General features: G+C 68.4%; 18 protein-coding genes. 10 read left to right on the plus strand and 8 right to left on the minus strand.

Annotation, left to right across the window (positions count from 1 at the left end):
* Position 1 precedes the first annotated feature (1 nt).
* Both LC452_RS06665 and LC452_RS06670 read right to left on the minus strand, forming a co-directional pair.
* Positions 2-1126 (minus strand): Xaa-Pro peptidase family protein, encoded by a 1125-nt coding sequence (locus LC452_RS06665; RefSeq protein ID WP_223623457.1) that lies wholly within the window; start codon positions 1124-1126, stop codon positions 2-4.
* A gap of 133 nt (positions 1127-1259) precedes the next feature.
* Positions 1260-2171 carry a helix-turn-helix domain-containing protein gene (locus LC452_RS06670; RefSeq protein WP_223624706.1) on the minus strand — a complete coding sequence of 304 codons (912 nt, stop codon included), beginning with the start codon at positions 2169-2171 and terminating at the stop codon, positions 1260-1262.
* A 156-nt stretch (positions 2172-2327) separates the two neighbouring features.
* Between LC452_RS06670 and LC452_RS06675 the strand changes: the two genes are divergently transcribed.
* From LC452_RS06675 to LC452_RS06690, 4 genes are all read left to right on the plus strand, one after another.
* Positions 2328-3854 (plus strand): APC family permease, encoded by a 1527-nt coding sequence (locus LC452_RS06675; RefSeq protein ID WP_223623459.1) that lies wholly within the window; start codon positions 2328-2330, stop codon positions 3852-3854.
* A complete protein-coding gene (locus LC452_RS06680) occupies positions 3851-4987 on the plus strand; it encodes a tyramine oxidase subunit B (protein WP_223623461.1) in 1137 nt (378 codons plus the stop codon). The genes LC452_RS06675 and LC452_RS06680 overlap by 4 nt, the downstream gene beginning before the upstream one ends.
* A gap of 40 nt (positions 4988-5027) precedes the next feature.
* Positions 5028-6206 (plus strand): N-methyl-L-tryptophan oxidase, encoded by a 1179-nt coding sequence (solA, locus tag LC452_RS06685; RefSeq protein WP_223623464.1) that lies wholly within the window; start codon positions 5028-5030, stop codon positions 6204-6206.
* Positions 6207-6342: 136 nt separating this feature from the next.
* The gene (locus LC452_RS06690) at positions 6343-7767 is read left to right on the plus strand and encodes an aldehyde dehydrogenase family protein (protein ID WP_223623466.1); all 1425 of its coding nucleotides are present in this window, start codon (positions 6343-6345) and stop codon (positions 7765-7767) included.
* Between the two features lie 42 nt (positions 7768-7809).
* Here the strand turns inward: LC452_RS06690 and LC452_RS06695 are convergent, their stop codons facing one another.
* Positions 7810-8259, minus strand: a complete 450-nt coding sequence (locus tag LC452_RS06695; RefSeq protein ID WP_223623467.1) for a hypothetical protein — start codon at positions 8257-8259, stop codon at positions 7810-7812.
* A gap of 84 nt (positions 8260-8343) precedes the next feature.
* A complete protein-coding gene (locus LC452_RS06700; protein WP_223623469.1) occupies positions 8344-8835 on the minus strand; it encodes a GyrI-like domain-containing protein in 492 nt (163 codons plus the stop codon).
* Positions 8836-8950: 115 nt separating this feature from the next.
* Between LC452_RS06700 and LC452_RS06705 the strand changes: the two genes are divergently transcribed.
* On the plus strand, positions 8951-9373 hold the full coding sequence (locus LC452_RS06705) for an NUDIX hydrolase (protein WP_223623471.1): 423 nt from the start codon (positions 8951-8953) through the stop codon (positions 9371-9373).
* 4 nt (positions 9374-9377) lie between these two features.
* On the opposite strand, the gene LC452_RS06710 is transcribed toward LC452_RS06705, so the two are convergent.
* Complete coding sequence (locus tag LC452_RS06710; protein ID WP_223623473.1) at positions 9378-9839, minus strand: aminoacyl-tRNA deacylase; 462 nt, start codon at positions 9837-9839, stop codon at positions 9378-9380.
* A 56-nt stretch (positions 9840-9895) separates the two neighbouring features.
* Positions 9896-10399 carry a DNA helicase gene (locus tag LC452_RS06715; protein WP_136053814.1) on the minus strand — a complete coding sequence of 168 codons (504 nt, stop codon included), beginning with the start codon at positions 10397-10399 and terminating at the stop codon, positions 9896-9898.
* A gap of 173 nt (positions 10400-10572) precedes the next feature.
* Between LC452_RS06715 and LC452_RS06720 the strand changes: the two genes are divergently transcribed.
* Together LC452_RS06720 and LC452_RS06725 are read left to right on the plus strand one after the other, a co-directional pair.
* Complete coding sequence (locus LC452_RS06720) at positions 10573-11130, plus strand: peptidylprolyl isomerase (RefSeq protein WP_215171201.1); 558 nt, start codon at positions 10573-10575, stop codon at positions 11128-11130.
* Positions 11131-11151: 21 nt separating this feature from the next.
* Positions 11152-12048 (plus strand): rhomboid family intramembrane serine protease, encoded by an 897-nt coding sequence (locus LC452_RS06725; protein ID WP_223623475.1) that lies wholly within the window; start codon positions 11152-11154, stop codon positions 12046-12048.
* Between the two features lie 311 nt (positions 12049-12359).
* Here the strand turns inward: LC452_RS06725 and LC452_RS06730 are convergent, their stop codons facing one another.
* Positions 12360-12599 (minus strand): cell division protein CrgA, encoded by a 240-nt coding sequence (locus tag LC452_RS06730; RefSeq protein WP_223623477.1) that lies wholly within the window; start codon positions 12597-12599, stop codon positions 12360-12362.
* Between the two features lie 78 nt (positions 12600-12677).
* Here LC452_RS06730 and LC452_RS06735 point away from each other — a divergent pair, with 78 nt between their 5' ends.
* Genes LC452_RS06735 through LC452_RS06745 form a run of 3 tightly spaced genes read left to right on the plus strand, consistent with a single transcriptional unit; the run spans position 12678 to position 14285 of the window.
* Positions 12678-13472 carry a class E sortase gene (locus LC452_RS06735; protein ID WP_223623479.1) on the plus strand — a complete coding sequence of 265 codons (795 nt, stop codon included), beginning with the start codon at positions 12678-12680 and terminating at the stop codon, positions 13470-13472.
* A 28-nt stretch (positions 13473-13500) separates the two neighbouring features.
* Positions 13501-13656: a hypothetical protein gene (locus LC452_RS06740; RefSeq protein ID WP_223623481.1), complete on the plus strand. Its 156-nt coding sequence runs from the start codon at positions 13501-13503 to the stop codon at positions 13654-13656.
* Complete coding sequence (locus tag LC452_RS06745; protein ID WP_223623483.1) at positions 13653-14285, plus strand: aminodeoxychorismate/anthranilate synthase component II; 633 nt, start codon at positions 13653-13655, stop codon at positions 14283-14285. Before LC452_RS06740 ends, LC452_RS06745 begins: the two co-directional genes overlap by 4 nt.
* Positions 14286-14305: 20 nt before the next feature.
* On the opposite strand, the gene pknB is transcribed toward LC452_RS06745, so the two are convergent.
* On the minus strand, positions 14306-15997 hold the full coding sequence (pknB, locus tag LC452_RS06750) for a Stk1 family PASTA domain-containing Ser/Thr kinase (RefSeq protein ID WP_223623485.1): 1692 nt from the start codon (positions 15995-15997) through the stop codon (positions 14306-14308).
* Between the last annotated feature and the right edge of the window lie 29 nt (positions 15998-16026).

The following is a 16026-nucleotide window of genomic DNA, read 5'->3' on the forward strand; positions in this document are numbered from 1 at the left end:
GTCAGTCGGTGCGGACGGCCGTCAGCTCGTGCGGGGCCACGTTCAGCCGTTCGCCGCCGTCGGCGGTGACGACCACGATGTCCTCGATGCGCGCACCCCAGCTGCCGGCGAAGTAGATGCCGGGTTCGATGCTGAAGGCCATGCCCTCGCGCAGCACCAGGTCGTTCCCCGGTGCGATGTACGGCTCCTCGTGCACCGAGACGCCGATGCCGTGACCCGTGCGATGCAGGAACGCGTCGCCCATGTCGGCCGCGGTCAGCACCTCGCGGGCAGCGGCATCCACGTCGGATGCCGTCGCGCCGGGGCGCACCGCATCGACGGCGGCCTGCTGCGCCCGCACGAGCACGGCGATCCGCTCGGCCGCGCGCGGGTCGGGGTCGCCGACGGCATAGGTGCGGGTGCTGTCCGAGTTGTACCCGCTCGGCACCGCGCCCCCGATGTCGACGACGACGATGTCACCGTCTTCGATCACGCGGTCCGAGACCTCATGGTGCGGGTCCGCGCCGTTCGGGCCCGAACCGACGATCACGAACTCGACGGTTCGGTGACCCTCGGCGACGATGGCGTCGGCGATGTCGGCGGCGACCTCGCGCTCGGTGCGTCCGGCCCGCAGCCACTCCGGCACGCGGCGATGTACGCGGTCGATCGCGTCGCCCGCCCGTCTGAGTTCGGCGATCTCGGCGACGTCCTTGATCATGCGTCCTTCGCGCAGCACGGGGGTGGCGAGCTCGAGGGTCACGCCGAGACGAGCGGCGATCGGGATGACGTGCAGCGCCGGCAGCGCATCGGAGACGCCGACGCGGCCGACCGAACCGACGGCCGCGGCGACGAGGTCGTACGGGTTCTCTCCGTCGACCCAGTCGGCCACGGCGAGACCGAGTTCGCCCACTGCGGTCGACCGCACCTTCGCGAGCTCCATGCGCGGAACCACGACCGTGGGGGCGAAGCCCGGACCGATCATCAGCGCGGTGAGGCGCTCGATCGTGTCGCCCTCGACCCCGACCAGATACTGCAGATCTGCGCCGGGACCGACGATTATCGCGTCGAGGCCGGCATCAGCGGCAAGGGCGGCTGCCCGCTCGAGGCGGGCTTCGTACACGGACGAGGAGAAGGGCAGGGTGCTCACGGCGTCCACGCTACTGCGGGCGGTCGTCGCTGTCTCCGGCCTTCCAGTGCGACCGTCCCCGATCAGCTGATCGCGAGACGAATCCGCTCCGTGAGCGCCTTCCTGTTCGCGGATGTCAACGGCTGGAGCGCGATCAACTCGCGCGCACGGCGCGTGGAGGCACCCCGTACTGTGCACGGAAGACCCTGCTGAAATGCGCGGCATCGACGAAGCCGGCGGCGATCGCGATCTCGGCGATCGAGCGGTGCGCCTGATACGGGTCGATGAGCGCGTCATAGCAGCGCTGCAGTCGACGCCGGCGGATCACGGTCGAGACGGTCGAGCCCTGTTCACTGAACATCGCATGAAGATGCCGCACCGAGATGTAGTGCGCCGCGGCGATCTGAGAGGGCGAGAGTTCGCTGTCGGACAGGTGCACGTCGATGTACGTGAGGATGTGCGTCAGCGTCGCCGAGTGCGCGCTCACCGGCCCGTCCGTCGCGGCGAGGTTCGCCTCCAGCACGGTGCTGAGCATGTCGACCGCGGTCCGCAGCATCCGTCGGGCGATGCGACTGTCGAGGTGGTGCGCGCCCTCGGCGAGCGAGCCCAGGTAGGGCCCCACCATCGCGCCCAGCGCCCCGCCGGCGTTCAGACGGGTGGCGGTGATCCGGCTCGTGTCCTCCGACGGGATGTCGAGCAGCACCTTCGGGAACATCACGACCGACATCTGCACCGCGTCGTCGAAGAGCAGAGAGTACGGACGGTCGGTGTCGTACAGCGCCATGTCGCCGCTGCCGAGCGCGGTCTCGCGGCCGTCCTGCACGATGAGGCCGCTTCCGCGCTCGATCCGAGAGAACTTGAAGTACTGCTGCGGGGCTCGGGAGATGAGTGAGGGGGTGCGGTGCACGCCGTGTCCGTCGGCGTCGATCGCGAAGACGTGGATGTCGCCGGCCGCGGTCGCATCGATCGCGCCACGGAAGCGATCCTGCTCGGGCGCGGTCACGTCGAGCGCGACGACGGCACGGGACACCGCATGGCGGTAATCGAGGAACGACAGACTCTGCATCAAGGCTCACCCCACTGTGGCCGATCATATACGATGCTGCATTTTAGCATCAGCCCCCTGTGCCCGCGTAGACAAGTGTTCTGCCCTCGCCGTCAATCGACGCGGCGTGCGGCTGGCGAGTATGAGGACATACCCGAGCACCGAAGGAGATGCGCCATGGTGACGTCCACCCCCACAACGTCGACGACGCGAACCGCCGAGCACCGGCGCCTCGGCGTCTTCGCGGTCGCGTTCATGATCATCGCGGCCTCGGCGCCCCTCACCGTCCTCGCCGGCGGAGTGACGAGCGCCTACGCCGTCACCCATGTCGACGGCATCCCCTTCGGCTACATCGTGCTGGCGCTCGCGCTCGCCGTGTTCGCGATCGGCTACGCGGCCATGAGTCGCTTCGTCACCAACGCCGGCGCGTTCTACGCCTACGTCGCGCAGGGCATCGGCCGTCCGACCGGCGTCGGCGCGTCCGTGCTGGCATTCCTCTCGTACAACGCCATGCAGATCGGCATCTACGGGATGCTCGGGTTCCAGATCAGCTCGTTCATCGAGTCCAAGACCGGCTGGGCGAGCCCGTGGTGGGTGTGGGTGCTCCTCACGATCGTGCTCGTCGGCGTGCTCGGGGTGCATCGGGTCGACCTCTCGGCGAAGGTGCTGGGAGTGCTCGTCGCTCTCGAGTTCGTCGCGGTGATCGTCTTCGACCTGGTCGCCTTCGGCAGTCCTGCCGAGGGGTTCACGGCAGCGCCCATCACCCCGTCGGCGCTTTTCGTGCCCGGCGTCGGCGCTGTCCTCGCCTTCGGCATCGCGGCTTTCATGGGCTTCGAGTCGGCGGCGATCTACGGCGAGGAGTCGAAGGATCCGAAGCGCACCATCCCGCGGGCGACGTTCCTCGCGGTATGCGTGTCCGGCATCTTCTACGCCATCTCGTCGTGGGCATTGGCGCTCGCCGTCGGTCCGAGCAAGATCACCGACCCCGCCGGCATCGCGCCGGAGGAGGCCGGTCCCCCGCTGTTCTTCAACTTCGTCGCGGAGCACCTCGGCGTCATCTGGGTGGATGTGATGTCGATCCTGTTCATCACGAGCCTCTTCGCCGCCCTCGTCAGCTTCCACAACGCGGTCGCCCGGTATGCGTTCTCGCTCGGACGCGAGGGCGTGCTGCCCCGGGTGCTCGGCACGGTGCGGATCAAGAGCGGCGCCCCCTGGGCGGGATCGCTGCTGCAGTCCGCCATCGCGGTCGTCGTCATCGTCGGCTTCGCGATCGGCGAGCAGGGCTGGAACCCCGAGAACGGCCCGTATCCCGTGATCACGCTCTTCACCTGGCTCACCAATCTGGGTGCTTTCGGACTCGTCCTCCTCCTGGTGCTCGTCTCCATCGCCGTGATCGGGTTCTTCCGACGCGATCAGCGAGAGGTGGGTGCGGGCAGCAGGCTGATCGCCCCGATCATCGCTCTCGTGTCGCTGGCGATCGTGTGGGTGCTGATCCTCCTGAACTGGGACGTGCTGCTCGGTCAGGCCGAATCCACGCCGACGACCTTCATCCTTCCGGCCGTGATCCTGGTGCCCTCGGCTCTCGCCGTCTTCTGGGCGCTGTGGCTGCGACGAGTCCGCCCTGAGGTCTATCGTCAGATCGGCCACGGCACCGAGCTGCCGGACAATCCGCTCCTCGGCGAGCGGGGAGAGGAATCCCCGTGAGCGCCCCCGACACCGGACTGTCCTTCCGCTATCTGTCCGAGCCCGACACGATCGCGGCCGGAGTCACCGACATGGGCCGGTGCGTCGACGTGATGGAGGAGACCCTGGGTCTCGTCCACGCCGGCGACTACCGGATGGGTGGCCCGGAGGGGAACTCCCACGGCTCGATGGTCACATTCCCTGCGCGATCGGATCACGACGGCATGCCTGTGGACGGGCCGCACCGCCGGATGATGGCCATGCCGGCCTACCTCGGCGGCAGCTTCCAGACGGCCGGATGCAAGTGGTACGGGTCGAACATGGCGAACCGCGAGCACGGCCTGCCCCGCTCGATCCTGATGCTCACCCTGAGCGACAAGGACACCGGCGCGCCCCTCGCCCACATGTCGGCCAACCTGCTGAGTGCCTATCGCACCGGCGCAGTGCCCGGAGTCGGCGCCCGCCATCTCGCGGACCCCCACGCCCGCAGTGTCGGCATCGTCGCGCCGGGCGTCATGAACAGGACCACGCTCGAGGCCTTCGTCGCCGTGCGCCCGGAACTCGACACCCTGAAGGTGGCGGGGCGCAGCCGATCGAGCATCGACTCCTTCGTCGAGTGGGTTCGTCGCGACCACCCGCAGTTCACGTCGGTCACGGTCGTCGACAGCGTCGAGGAGGCGGTCCGCGACAGCGACCTGGTCACGATCGCACCGACGACACCCGCCGGTTCGGCGAACTACGTGCGGATCGAGAAGCGCTGGGTCAAGCCCGGAGCCGTCGTCAGCCTGCCCGCCGACATCATGATCGATGAGGACCTGCTGCACGGAGCGCGGCACGTCGCCGACTTCCGCGGCCTGTACGAGGCCTGGAGCGAAGAGGTCCCCCACCCCGCGCACGAGCACATCGGTCTTCACGGCATGTACCTGCTCGACCGCATCCGCTCGGGTGACGTGGGTGCCGAGGTGCTGGAGAACCTCCCCGCGATCATGAGCGGCGAGGCCGAGGGGCGCAGGAGCGACGACGAGATCTTCCTCTACTCCGTCGGAGGGATGCCGGTCGAGGACGTCGCCTGGGGCACGGTGGTCTATCGTCGGGCGGTGGCCGAGGGCATCGGCACGGAACTTCTCCTCTGGGACACTCCGGCGCTCGCGTGATCGCCGCCGTTCCACCATCGTCCTCTCGTCAGGAGTCGTCATGAGCGCACCGGTCAGAAAGCGCATCGTCATCATCGGTCTGGGGTCGGTCGGCGCGCTCGCGGCGTGGCGGCTGTCGCAGCGCGACGACGTCGAGGTCATCGGCGTGGAGCAGTATGGCAAGGTCCACGACCGCGGTTCGTACGCCGGCGAATCCCGCGTCTTCCGCACGGCATATCACGAGGGCGGGCGGTACGTGCCGATGCTCCAGGAGTCGCGGCAGCTCTGGCGCGAGCTCGAGCGGCAGTCCGGTCGCGAGCTCTACCTCGAGGTGGGTGCGCTGTCGATCGCCCAGCCCGACCGCGTGGAGATGCGCACGACACTCGACACGGTGCGGGAGTTCGACCTGCCGCACACCTTCTTCGACACAGAGGAACTGCGGCGCGCGCACCCGCAGCACAACGTGCATGACGGCGATGTCGGGGTGCTCGACCACCACGGTGGCGGCATCCGTCCCGAGGTCTCGCTGATGGCGGCGCTCGATCTCGCCGAGGCCACCGGTGCCCGGCTGCGCTTCAACACCCGAGTGCTCGCGATCGAGGAGGATCCGGGCGGCGTCGTGGTGCGCACCCCGACCGAGGCGATCAGGGCCGACACGGTGATCCTGGCCGCGGGCTCGTGGTCCACCCGTCTCGATGACCGGCTGCGCGATCTGCTGCGGCTGCAGGTGCTGGGGCTGACCTGGTTCATGCCGACCGACATCGCGGACTTCCTGCCGGAGCGCTTCCCCGCGTTCCTGCGCGACGTCGGGCCGGTGCACTTCTTCGGGGTGCCGAGCCTCGATGGCTATTCGATCAAGGCGAGCAGCAACCCGACATGGCCGGTCCTGCGCGACGTCGACGAGGTGCCGCACGCCTACACGCGGCACGAGCTCGTGAAGATCGGGCAGCAGGCCAAGGAGTTCTTCCCCGCGCTGAACCCCGAGCCGGTGCGGTCCAGCGTGCATCACTGCGCCTACACGCCCGACCGCTCGCCGATCGTCGACGTGAGCGAGAGCGAACGGATCGTCACCGTCACGGGCCTCTCCGGCCACGGCTTCAAGTTCGCTCCCCTCCTCGGGGAATGGGCCGCCGCGCTCGCCACACGACCGAGCGAGTCCCCCGTCGACCCGCACTTCGCCGTGAGTGCGCATCTCGACCGCCTGGCGGCCCGCGGCCCGTACCGCGGCGGAGGGCACTGACCCCTCGCGCCGGCGACGCGGTTCGATCACGGACCGGCAAGCTCGCCGCACGGGCAGTCAAATCCCCCGGCCACCCCGACCGCAGACTCGAACTGCGCGACGAATCGAGTCGTGCACCCATCGTGAGGAGACAGTGATGTCGAATACCGCCCCGGTTCTGGATGAGGCCGCTCTGCTGGAGCGCGTCGGCGCGCCCGCGGGACAGGGCCGCGAAGTGCTCGACGCGGCAACCCGCGAGCCCATCGGTCGCGCACCCGTGCACACGGTCGAGGAGCTCGATGCCGCGGTGGCCCGCGCCAAGGCTGCTCAGCCCGCGTGGGATGCGCTCGGGCACGCGGAGCGCAGCACGCTGCTGAACCGGGTCGCCGATGCGATCGACGCGAACGCCGAGCCGCTCGCTCGTCTGCTCTCCCGCGAGCAGGGCAAGCCGCTCAACGGACCGAACGCCCGCTTCGAGGTGGGGGCCTGCTCGGCGTGGCTGCGCACCGCCGCCGCGACGCCGCTCGAGACGGAGACCGTGGTGGACGACGGCGAGATCCACGCCGAACTGCACTACCGTGCGATCGGCGTGGTCGGTGCGATCGGGCCGTGGAACTGGCCGCTCATGATCGGCATCTGGCAGATCGCCCCCGCGCTGCGCATGGGGAACACGGTGGTCGTGAAGCCGAGCGGGTACACGACTCTCAGCGTGCTCGCGATGATCGAGGTCATGAACCAGGTGCTGCCCCGCGACGTCTTGATCGGAGTCGCCGGCGACCGCGAAGTCGGTGCGCGGATCGCCTCGCACCCCGACATCGGCAAGGTGATGTTCACGGGATCCACCGCGACCGGCCGCAGCATCGTCGAGAGCTCCGCGAAGAACCTCGCCCGTCTCACGCTCGAGCTCGGCGGGAACGATGCCGGGATCGTGCTGCCCGGCGCCGACGCCACGGCCATCGCGCAGGACCTCTTCTGGGGGGCGTTCATCAACACCGGGCAGACGTGTGCGGCGCTCAAGCGGCTCTACGTGCACGACTCGGTCTACGACGACGTCGTCGAGGCGCTGGCCGACGTCGTGCGCCAGACCCCGATGGGCAATGGCCTCGACGAGCAGAACGTGCTCGGTCCGCTGCAGAATCATGCCCAGTTCGAGATCGTCCGCGATCTGGTCGAGGATGCTGCGCGCCACGGCGGGCGCATCGTCACCGGGGGCACGCCTGCGACCGAGCTCGGGGAGCTCTTCTATCCCGTGACGCTGGTCGCCGATGTCGCTGACGGTGTCGCCCTCGTCGACGAGGAGCAGTTCGGGCCGGCGCTGCCGATCATCCGCTACGCCGACGTGGAGGATGCCGTTGCCAGCGCCAACGGTCTCGACGTGGGTCTCGGCGCGTCCGTCTGGGGCGATCGCGAACAGGCCCGCGCGGTGGCGGCTCGCATCCAGGCCGGGACCGTGTGGATCAATTCGCATGGCGGTGTGCACCCGATGATCCCTTTCGGGGGGCACAAGTCCTCGGGCTACGGCCTCGAGTTCGGCGTCGAAGGCCTGAAGTCGGTCGCTGTGCCGCAGGTCATCAACGGCTGAGCGGCGGGTGCGCGGCCACGCCGTCGCGCACCCGCGTCCGCGTCAGCTGATCGCGAGACGAATCCGCGCCGTGAGCGCCTTCTTGTTCGCGGATGTCAACTCGAGAAGCGCGTACGCCGTCGGCCACATCGTGCCGTCGTCGAGGTTCGAGATCGGCTCGAAGCCGAACGTGCCGTAACGCACCTTGAACTTGCTCGCCGGCTGGAAGAAGCACAGCACCTTGCCGTCCTTGCCCCAGGCCGGCATGCCGTAATACGTGCGCGGTACGAGGTCGGGCGCGACCTCGGAGACCAGCTCGTGCAGGCCCGCCGCGAGCTTCTTGTCGGAGGCGTCCGACAGCTTCGCGATGGCCTCCTTGAGGTCGGCTTCGCCTTCGGCGCGCACCTCTTCGGGGGTCTTCTTCGCGCGGGACTTCGCCTTGCGCTTGTCGGCTGCAGCCGCCTTCATCGCCTCGCGCTCTTCGGCACTGAAGGTCGTGTCGTCATCAGCCATGATCGGCTCCTTTTCGTGGGGTTGGGTCGTGTCTTCAGCGTACGGATGCCGGGCGTCGCGGCCTTCTCGATTCCTGACCGATCCTCACCCCTCGAGCAGGAAGGCCAGCTCGACCGTCCACACCGTCTTCCGACGCTCGAGTCGAGGGTCCGTGCGCAGGATCTCGAAGCGTCCCACCCACGCGCCCGAGGGCGGATCCGTGTCGAAACGGCGCTCCGTCTCTCCGACCCAGGCCTGCAGCATCCGATTCGCCTGGAGGGAGCTGCCGCGGTACGCGAGGAGCGCGTAGTCTCCGGCCGGCACCGTGCCGGGTCGCACCCGTTCGTCTCCGTCGGCCGTCACCCCCATCACGCCGACCTCGATGTCCATGTCGGCGGCCATGTCGACGACGTGCAGCCGCAGGAAGAAGGGTCCCTCGGCCTGCAGGTCATGACCCTCCAGCCAGGTGAACAGCTCGTCGAGCAGGCGATCCCGGGTACCGAGCATGCCGCGGAAGGGTGTGACGAGGCGGATGCCGAGTGTCGGCACGGCCTCGCGATGCTCGACGCGGGGGCCGTCGCTCACATCCAGAGTCATGAGTCCATGATCCTCACGCGGGAGGGACGCGTCCAGAGCCGTCGTCGACCGACCGAGTCTCGGTGAGCCGACTCACGGTCGGGGCGTGTCCGACCAGCCGGATAGGGTGAGGAACATGGACCTGCGTGTCGCGGCATACGCGGTCGTCACCGATGACGACGACCGGCTGCTGCTCGCGCGCTGGACCGAGGGCCGCCGTGTCGCATGGACGATGCCCGGTGGTGGGCTCGAGCCCGGCGAGGCGCCCGAGGATGCCGTGCGCCGCGAGCTGCGCGAGGAGACCGGCTATTCGGTCAAGGTCGGCGAGCTCCTCGGCATCCACTCAAGGGTGATCCCGGCGAGCCGCCGCGTGCACAAAGCGGCCGAGCCGTTGCACACCCTCCGCATCGTCTATCGGGCCGAGGTCACCGGCGGGAAGCTCCGGTTCGAGACCGACGGTTCGACCGACATGGCCGAATGGTTCACGCTCAAGGCCGTCGCCGAACTGCAGCGGGTCAAGCTCGTCGACATCGCGCTGCGGATGGCCGGCATCCTCTGACGGATCAGTCGCGCGGCTGCTCGGGCACCGAGATGTCGGCGACGGTCGCGCCGTAGGCCGCGATCAGGTCGTCGGCCTCGACGAAGAGACTGAAGCCGTGCGCGCCGGCGCCCATGGCGATGCGCTGACCGACGATCGTCTCGTCGGCATAGATCGGCCAGTCGGTGGTGCTGCCGATCGGCACGATCGTGCCCCGTTCGTACCCGGTTGCCGCGAGCGCCAGTTCGGGCTCGGGCAGGCGCAGCTTGTTGACGCCGACGAGCGCGCGGAGCTTCGGCCACGAGATCGAGCGGCCGCCGGGCACCAGCGCGAAGAGGTACGTGTCGTCGGATCGCTTCACGACGAGGGTCTTGACGATGCCCGACGGATCGATGCCGAGCAGCGCGGCCGCCTCGAACAGGCTGTTCGCCGCGGGGCGCTCCCGGATGTCGATGCTCAGGCCGCGCGCGGCGGCCGCATTCCGCACCCGGGCATGCTGATCCCCTCCGACACCCGAAGGGTCGGAGGGGAGATCAGACGAGGTCACGCGTCGGGAGCGGAGAGCGGGTCATCCGCGACCCAGAGCTCGTCGTCCGCACGCAGAGCCTGCCATGCGGCGTAGAGCACACCCACTGCGGCGGCGGCACCGAGGATGATCGCGACGACCGATCCGAGGCCGACGGTCTTCTTCTTCTTGCCGAACGCACCGCGGGGTGCGGGCGGCGCGACGCCGTGACGCTTGGCGTTCGCGTAGTCCCAGGCGGTGAGGGCGCTTCCGACCACGCCGCCGACGATGGGAACGACCTTGTCGTCGACGACATGCCTGCCGATCTTCACGCCCTGGTCGACGACCGGGGCGACACGACGGTTGTAGGTGTCCTGCACGACAGGCAGCACCTGCTCGCGTCCGAGACCGCCGAGCTGACGGCTCGCCTCACGGGCGATGTCGGCGGCATGACCGACGACATCCTGCTGGGACTCCCAGAGCTGGGTGGCGTCCTTCTGCAGACGACGCAGTTGCTTCTTCCGCTTGCGGCTGAGGCTCACGATGTTCTCCTGTCCATTGCAGTGCGGGTTCCCCATCTTGCCAGACGAGGCTGGGTGGGAGTCGGGAAATTGCGCACCCTTGCAAACTCGGAAGCCGCGCGGTACCGTACGTACCGCTTCACGACGGATGCCACGACGGGCGAACTCACCGGAAGCTCTGAGACAATGGACTCATGGCTCACGCTTCCCACGTCGCAACCCTGCACACCAACCACGGTGACATCGTCATCAACCTCTTCGGCGATCACGCTCCGAAGACGGTCAAGAACTTCGTCGGCCTGGCCGACGGCACCCAGGAGTGGACACACCCCGCCACCGGCAAGCCGGGCGAAGGCGCCCTCTACAAGGACGTCGTCTTCCACCGCATCATCCCGAACTTCATGATCCAGGGCGGCGACCCGCTCGGTCAGGGCGTCGGCGGCCCCGGATACAACTTCGACGACGAGATCAACATGGAGCTCAACTTCAACGAGCCCTACATCCTCGCGATGGCGAACGCCGGCCTCCGCCGCAACGCCATCACCGGCAAGCCCGAGGGCACCAACGGCTCGCAGTTCTTCATCACCACCGACCCGACGCCGTGGCTGCAGGGCAAGCACACGATCTTCGGCGAGGTCGCTGACGACGCCTCGAAGGCCGTCGTCGACGCCATCGCCGCCGTTCCGACCGCTGCCGGCGACCGCCCCATCGAGCCGGTCGTGCTGCAGTCGATCGACATCGTCGCGGCCTGACGAAACCTTCGGCCGATCCGGATGACGACGCCTGAGTTCGCGGACAACCGCGACAACTTCTGCTACCGGCATCCGGATCGGCAGAGCTTCGTGCTCTGCCAGCGCTGCCTCCGCACGATCTGCCCCGAGTGCCAGACGCAGGCACCGGTCGGCGTGATCTGCCCGGAGTGCATGAAGGAGCAGCAGAAGAATCGCACTCCCGCGCAGAAGCGCGCGCAGCGCCGCTGGGGCGGACGCAGCGCCGGCGGAACGATGACGGCCGTCCGCAGCGGCAGGCCCATCGTCACGTACGTCCTGTTGGCGGTGACCTCGTTCATCGGCCTGGTGCAGCTCATCCCGGGTGTCGGGGATGTCATCACGCAGGCGCTGTTCTTCCGCGCTCCCTACCTCTATCCGAACCTGTTCCCATTCCCGTTCGAGCCGTGGCGGCTGCTCAGCGTGCTCTTCGTGCACGGTGGGTTCTTCCATCTCGCCCTCAACATGCTCGCCCTGTGGATGCTGGGGCAGAGCCTTGAACCCATGCTCGGCCGCGCGCGGTTCCTCGCGCTCTACCTGATCAGCGGATTCGGCGGATCGGTGATGGTCGCCGTTCTCGCTCCGGGAAGTGCGACCGTCGGCGCGTCGGGAGCCATCTTCGGGCTCATGGCGGCCCTGTTGATCATCGGACGACACATCGGTGCCAACGTCACCGGGCTGCTGGTCATCCTCGGTATCAACTTCGCCCTCGGCTTCTTCATCGGCAACATCGCGTGGCAGGCGCACCTCGGCGGAGCGATCGTCGGAGCCCTCGTGGCACTGATCCTCACCCGCACGAAGCGCCGAGAGCAACGCGTCTGGCAGATCGTGCTGCTCGCCGTGCTGGTGGTGCTGCTCGGCGTGGTCGTCGCCTTCGTGCCGCCGCTCATCATCCTCAGCTGAGTTGTTAACAGGGTTGTTAACCCCTGTGAATAACACCGGTGTAATTCTCCCCAGGCTGTGCACAAGGCTGTGGATAACTCTTGGTAGGGGTTTATGGGGGTCCGCTCGCGGGCGGACTCCCTTCGTTCGCAGAGCGGGGTCCCTCCCGCTGCGCGGGCCCCTCCCGATGCTCACTCCGGGAGTCCGCCCGCGACCTCTGCATCCGACTTCGTGATGCACCAACCTGAGTCAAGCCGAGTCGGGCAAGAGGGTAGGAAAGACGAAGGGCCCCTCGCGGTGCGAGGGGCCCTTCGTGAAGCGTGAGAGGCGGATCAGCGCCAGCGGGTGGTCATGAGGAAGCCGATGAGGGCGATGCCGAGGCCGATGGCCAGGTTCCAGTTGCTCAGACCCGGGATCGGGAACTGCATGCCGGAGATGTAGAACACGAGGATCCACGCGAGACCGAGCAGCATGAAGCCGATCATCACCGGCTTGAACCACACGGCGTTGGGAGCGGAGTCGCCTTCGGCGCGCTCGACGGCGGGTTCTTCGGTCTTACGCTCACGTGCCATGCGGACATTCTACCCATGACGCCTATCCCGCACCCAGACCTTCGTCCGTCGTACAGGACCGAGCGATAAGATCACGCCATGAGTGCATCCGTCGTGCCTGGGGGGCGACGCCCGCGACGCGAGCGTCCGCGCTCCCGTGCGACCTTCGCGAGCGTCCTCGGCGAGCTGCTCCTCACCGCCGGCGTCATCGTGCTCCTGTTCGTCGCCTGGCAGATGTGGATCGGCGACATCATCATCAGCGCGCAGAAGAACGACGAAGGTGCGGCCAGGTCGGAGCAGCTCGCGCAGGGCGAGGCGCCCGAGCTGCCGCCGCTGGTCGAGACCGACGAAGGCACCACCGTCTACGAGGCGCCGATTCCGGCGGCGCCCGCCGACGGGGAGTGGTTCGCCCAGATGCACATCCCCCGGTTCGGCAGCGAGTACAACTTCGGGATCTACGGCGGCACGAGCCGGTCCCGCACCCTCGACCAGAAGGGCATCGGCGTCTACAAGGATTCCAAGATGCCCGGCGAGGTCGGCAACTTCTCCATGGCCGGGCACCGCACGACCTGGGGCAAGCCGTTCAATCAGCTCGACAAGCTCCAGATCGGCGACGCGATCGTCGTCGAGACGGTGGACGGGTGGTACACCTACCGCTTCCGAACGCTCGAGTACGTGACGCCGACGCAGACCGACGTCCTCGCCGATGTTCCGCAGATGCCCGACCAGCAGACCGGTGAGCAGTACGTCACCCTCACCGCCTGCTCGCCGCTATACTCTCTCGCCGAGCGCATCGTCGCCTACGGCGTGTTCGAGAGCTTCCAGCCCCGGGCCGAGGGCCCTCCGACCGCCCTCACCGATCCGCCGCCGCCCCCGGCCGCGCCGTCGATCTGACCATGGCCGTCTCCGAGGGAGAAGACTGATGTACTCCGCACTCTGGCGTCTGCTGCCCGGTCCGTGGTGGGTGCGCGTGATCATCCTGGTCGCCGTGATCGCGGCCGTGCTCTACGGGCTGTTCTGGTACGTGTTCCCCTGGGTCAGCCCCATCATCACGCCGGGCGAGGTCGACGTCGAATGACGCGCGTGCTCGTCGTCGACAACCACGACAGCTTCGTGCACACCCTGGTCGGCTACCTCCACGAGCTGGGCGCCGAGACCACGATGATCGAGTCGGATGCGACGGATGCCGCGGCCCTCGAACAGCTCTTCCCCGACTTCGACGCCGTGCTGCTCTCCCCCGGACCCGGTGCCCCGTCCGACGCCGGTGCGTCGCTCGACGCCGTGCGTATCGCCACGCGGATGCGGATGCCGCTCCTCGGCGTGTGCCTCGGCCACCAGGCGATCGGAGAGGCTTTCGGAACGCCCGTGACCGAGGCGCGCGAACTCATGCACGGGATGGTGTCGTCCGTGACGCACGACGGCTCCGCACTCTTTGCCGGCATCGCCTCGCCGTTCGAGGCGGGTCGGTACCATTCGCTGGCGCTCGCGGCATCCGCTCTTCCGGCCGACGTGATCGTGACGGCGTGGACGGAGACAGGCACCGTGATGGGGCTCGCGCACCGGGAACTGCCCATCCTCGGGGTGCAGTTCCACCCCGAGAGCGTGCTCACCGAAGGCGGCTACCGGCTGCTCGCGAACTGGCTCGAACTCTGCGGAGATGCGGATGCCGTGGCACTCTCCGAGCGCCTGCACCCGCTGTCCCGCTGAAGCCAGCCGAAGCCGACGCGTTACGACCCGGTGCAGAACCGGAGCTCGACCGTGGAGCCGATCGGCACGTCGCCCGGCGCAACCGACATCGAGTGCACGGTTGCCGGCTCCGTGGCCGGGCAGTCCGCCGCCTCGACGGGTGAGGCGACGAGGCCGAGCTCGGTGAGGTTGGCTGTGGCCGCATCCACCGTCCAGCCGGTGAGGTCGGTGAGCGTCACCTTGCCGCTGGCGACGACCAGATCGATCACCGTGCCGGGCGGAACCTCGGCGTCGGCCTTCTCGCTCGCGGTCATCACCGTGTCGGCCTTGATCGCCTTGTCGTTCCGCTGGATCACCGTGCCGAGTTCGAGCCCCACGTCGAGCAGGGCTTTCTTCGCATCGGCGAGGGCCATGCCCTCCAACGGCGGGACGACCACGACATCCTCACCGGAGGAGACGTAGAGCGTGACAGCCGCACCTTCCTCGATGGCGACGCCCGCCGCCGGATCCGTGCGGATGACGTTCCCCTCGGCGATGTCGGAGCTCGCCTCGATCACGATGGTCGATGTGAGGTCGAGTTTCGCGAGATCGTCTTGCGCGCGCTCGGACGAGACGTTCACGAGGTCGGGGACGACGCGCGAGGAGCTCGGCACCTCGGGCGGACGCATGCTGATCGTGACGACCCAGAAGAGGACGGATGCCAGCAGCACGGCCAGCAGCGCGACTCCGGCCCAGATCCACGCGACCGGAGGACCGGACTGGGTGCGGGCCATCGTCGTGTCGGTGCTGAGCTGGCGCAACGAGCGCGCGGTCTCCTGTGCCTGGCGCGGGCTCGGACCGTAGAGCTCGCTCGTCAGTGCTCCGACCTGCTTGCGGGTGGGAGCGGCGCCGGTGAGGGCGGAGTCGAGGGCGGCACGGAAGTGCGCGGCATCCGGATACCGCTGGTACGGATCCTTGGCGAGGGCCCGCAGCACGATCGGGTCGAGGGCGCCCGGGGCGTCTTCGTTGACCTCGGTCGGGGGAACGGGGGTCTCGCTGACGTGCTGGTACGCGACGGCCACGGGGGACTCGCCCCGGAACGGCTGGCGCCCCGTGAGCAGCTCGTACAGCACGACGCCCGTGGAATAGAGGTCGGCGCGGGCATCGACCGGCTCGCCCTTGGCCTGCTCCGGGGAGAAGTACGCGGCAGTGCCGATGATCTGCGTCGTCTCGGCGACCGTGGACGACGAGTCGGAGACGGCTCGGGCGATGCCGAAGTCCATCACCTTGACCTGGCCCTTGTCGGTGACCATCACGTTGCCCGGCTTGATGTCGCGGTGCACCACACCCGCGCGGTGCGAGTAGTCCAGGGCTTCGAGGATGCCGTCGACGTAGCGGACCGCGTCTTCGACGGGCACCGGGCCCTTCGCGATGATGTCCTTCAGCAGGGTGCCGCTGATGAGCTCCATCACGATGTAGGGCGGGTCGTCTGACGACGGGTCGTTCGACGAGGGGTCACCGGCGTCGAAGACGCGCACGATCGACGGGTGCGCCATGCGCGACGCCGCCTGCGCCTCGAGCCGGAATCGCGTGCGGAAGGCCGTGTCTCGAGCGAGGTCGGGGTCGAGGATCTTGATCGCGACCGCGCGTCCGAGCGTCAGATCGAATCCGCGGTACACCTTCGCCATGCCGCCGTGCCCGATGAGCTCGTCGACGCGGTATCGACCCGCGAGAACGCGCGGCTCTGTAGACACGGATGACCCCCCTTGGAACGACGTTGACT

The sequence above is a fragment of the Microbacterium sp. EST19A genome (assembly GCF_019969685.1).
In the GTDB taxonomy this organism is placed as follows: domain Bacteria; phylum Actinomycetota; class Actinomycetes; order Actinomycetales; family Microbacteriaceae; genus Microbacterium.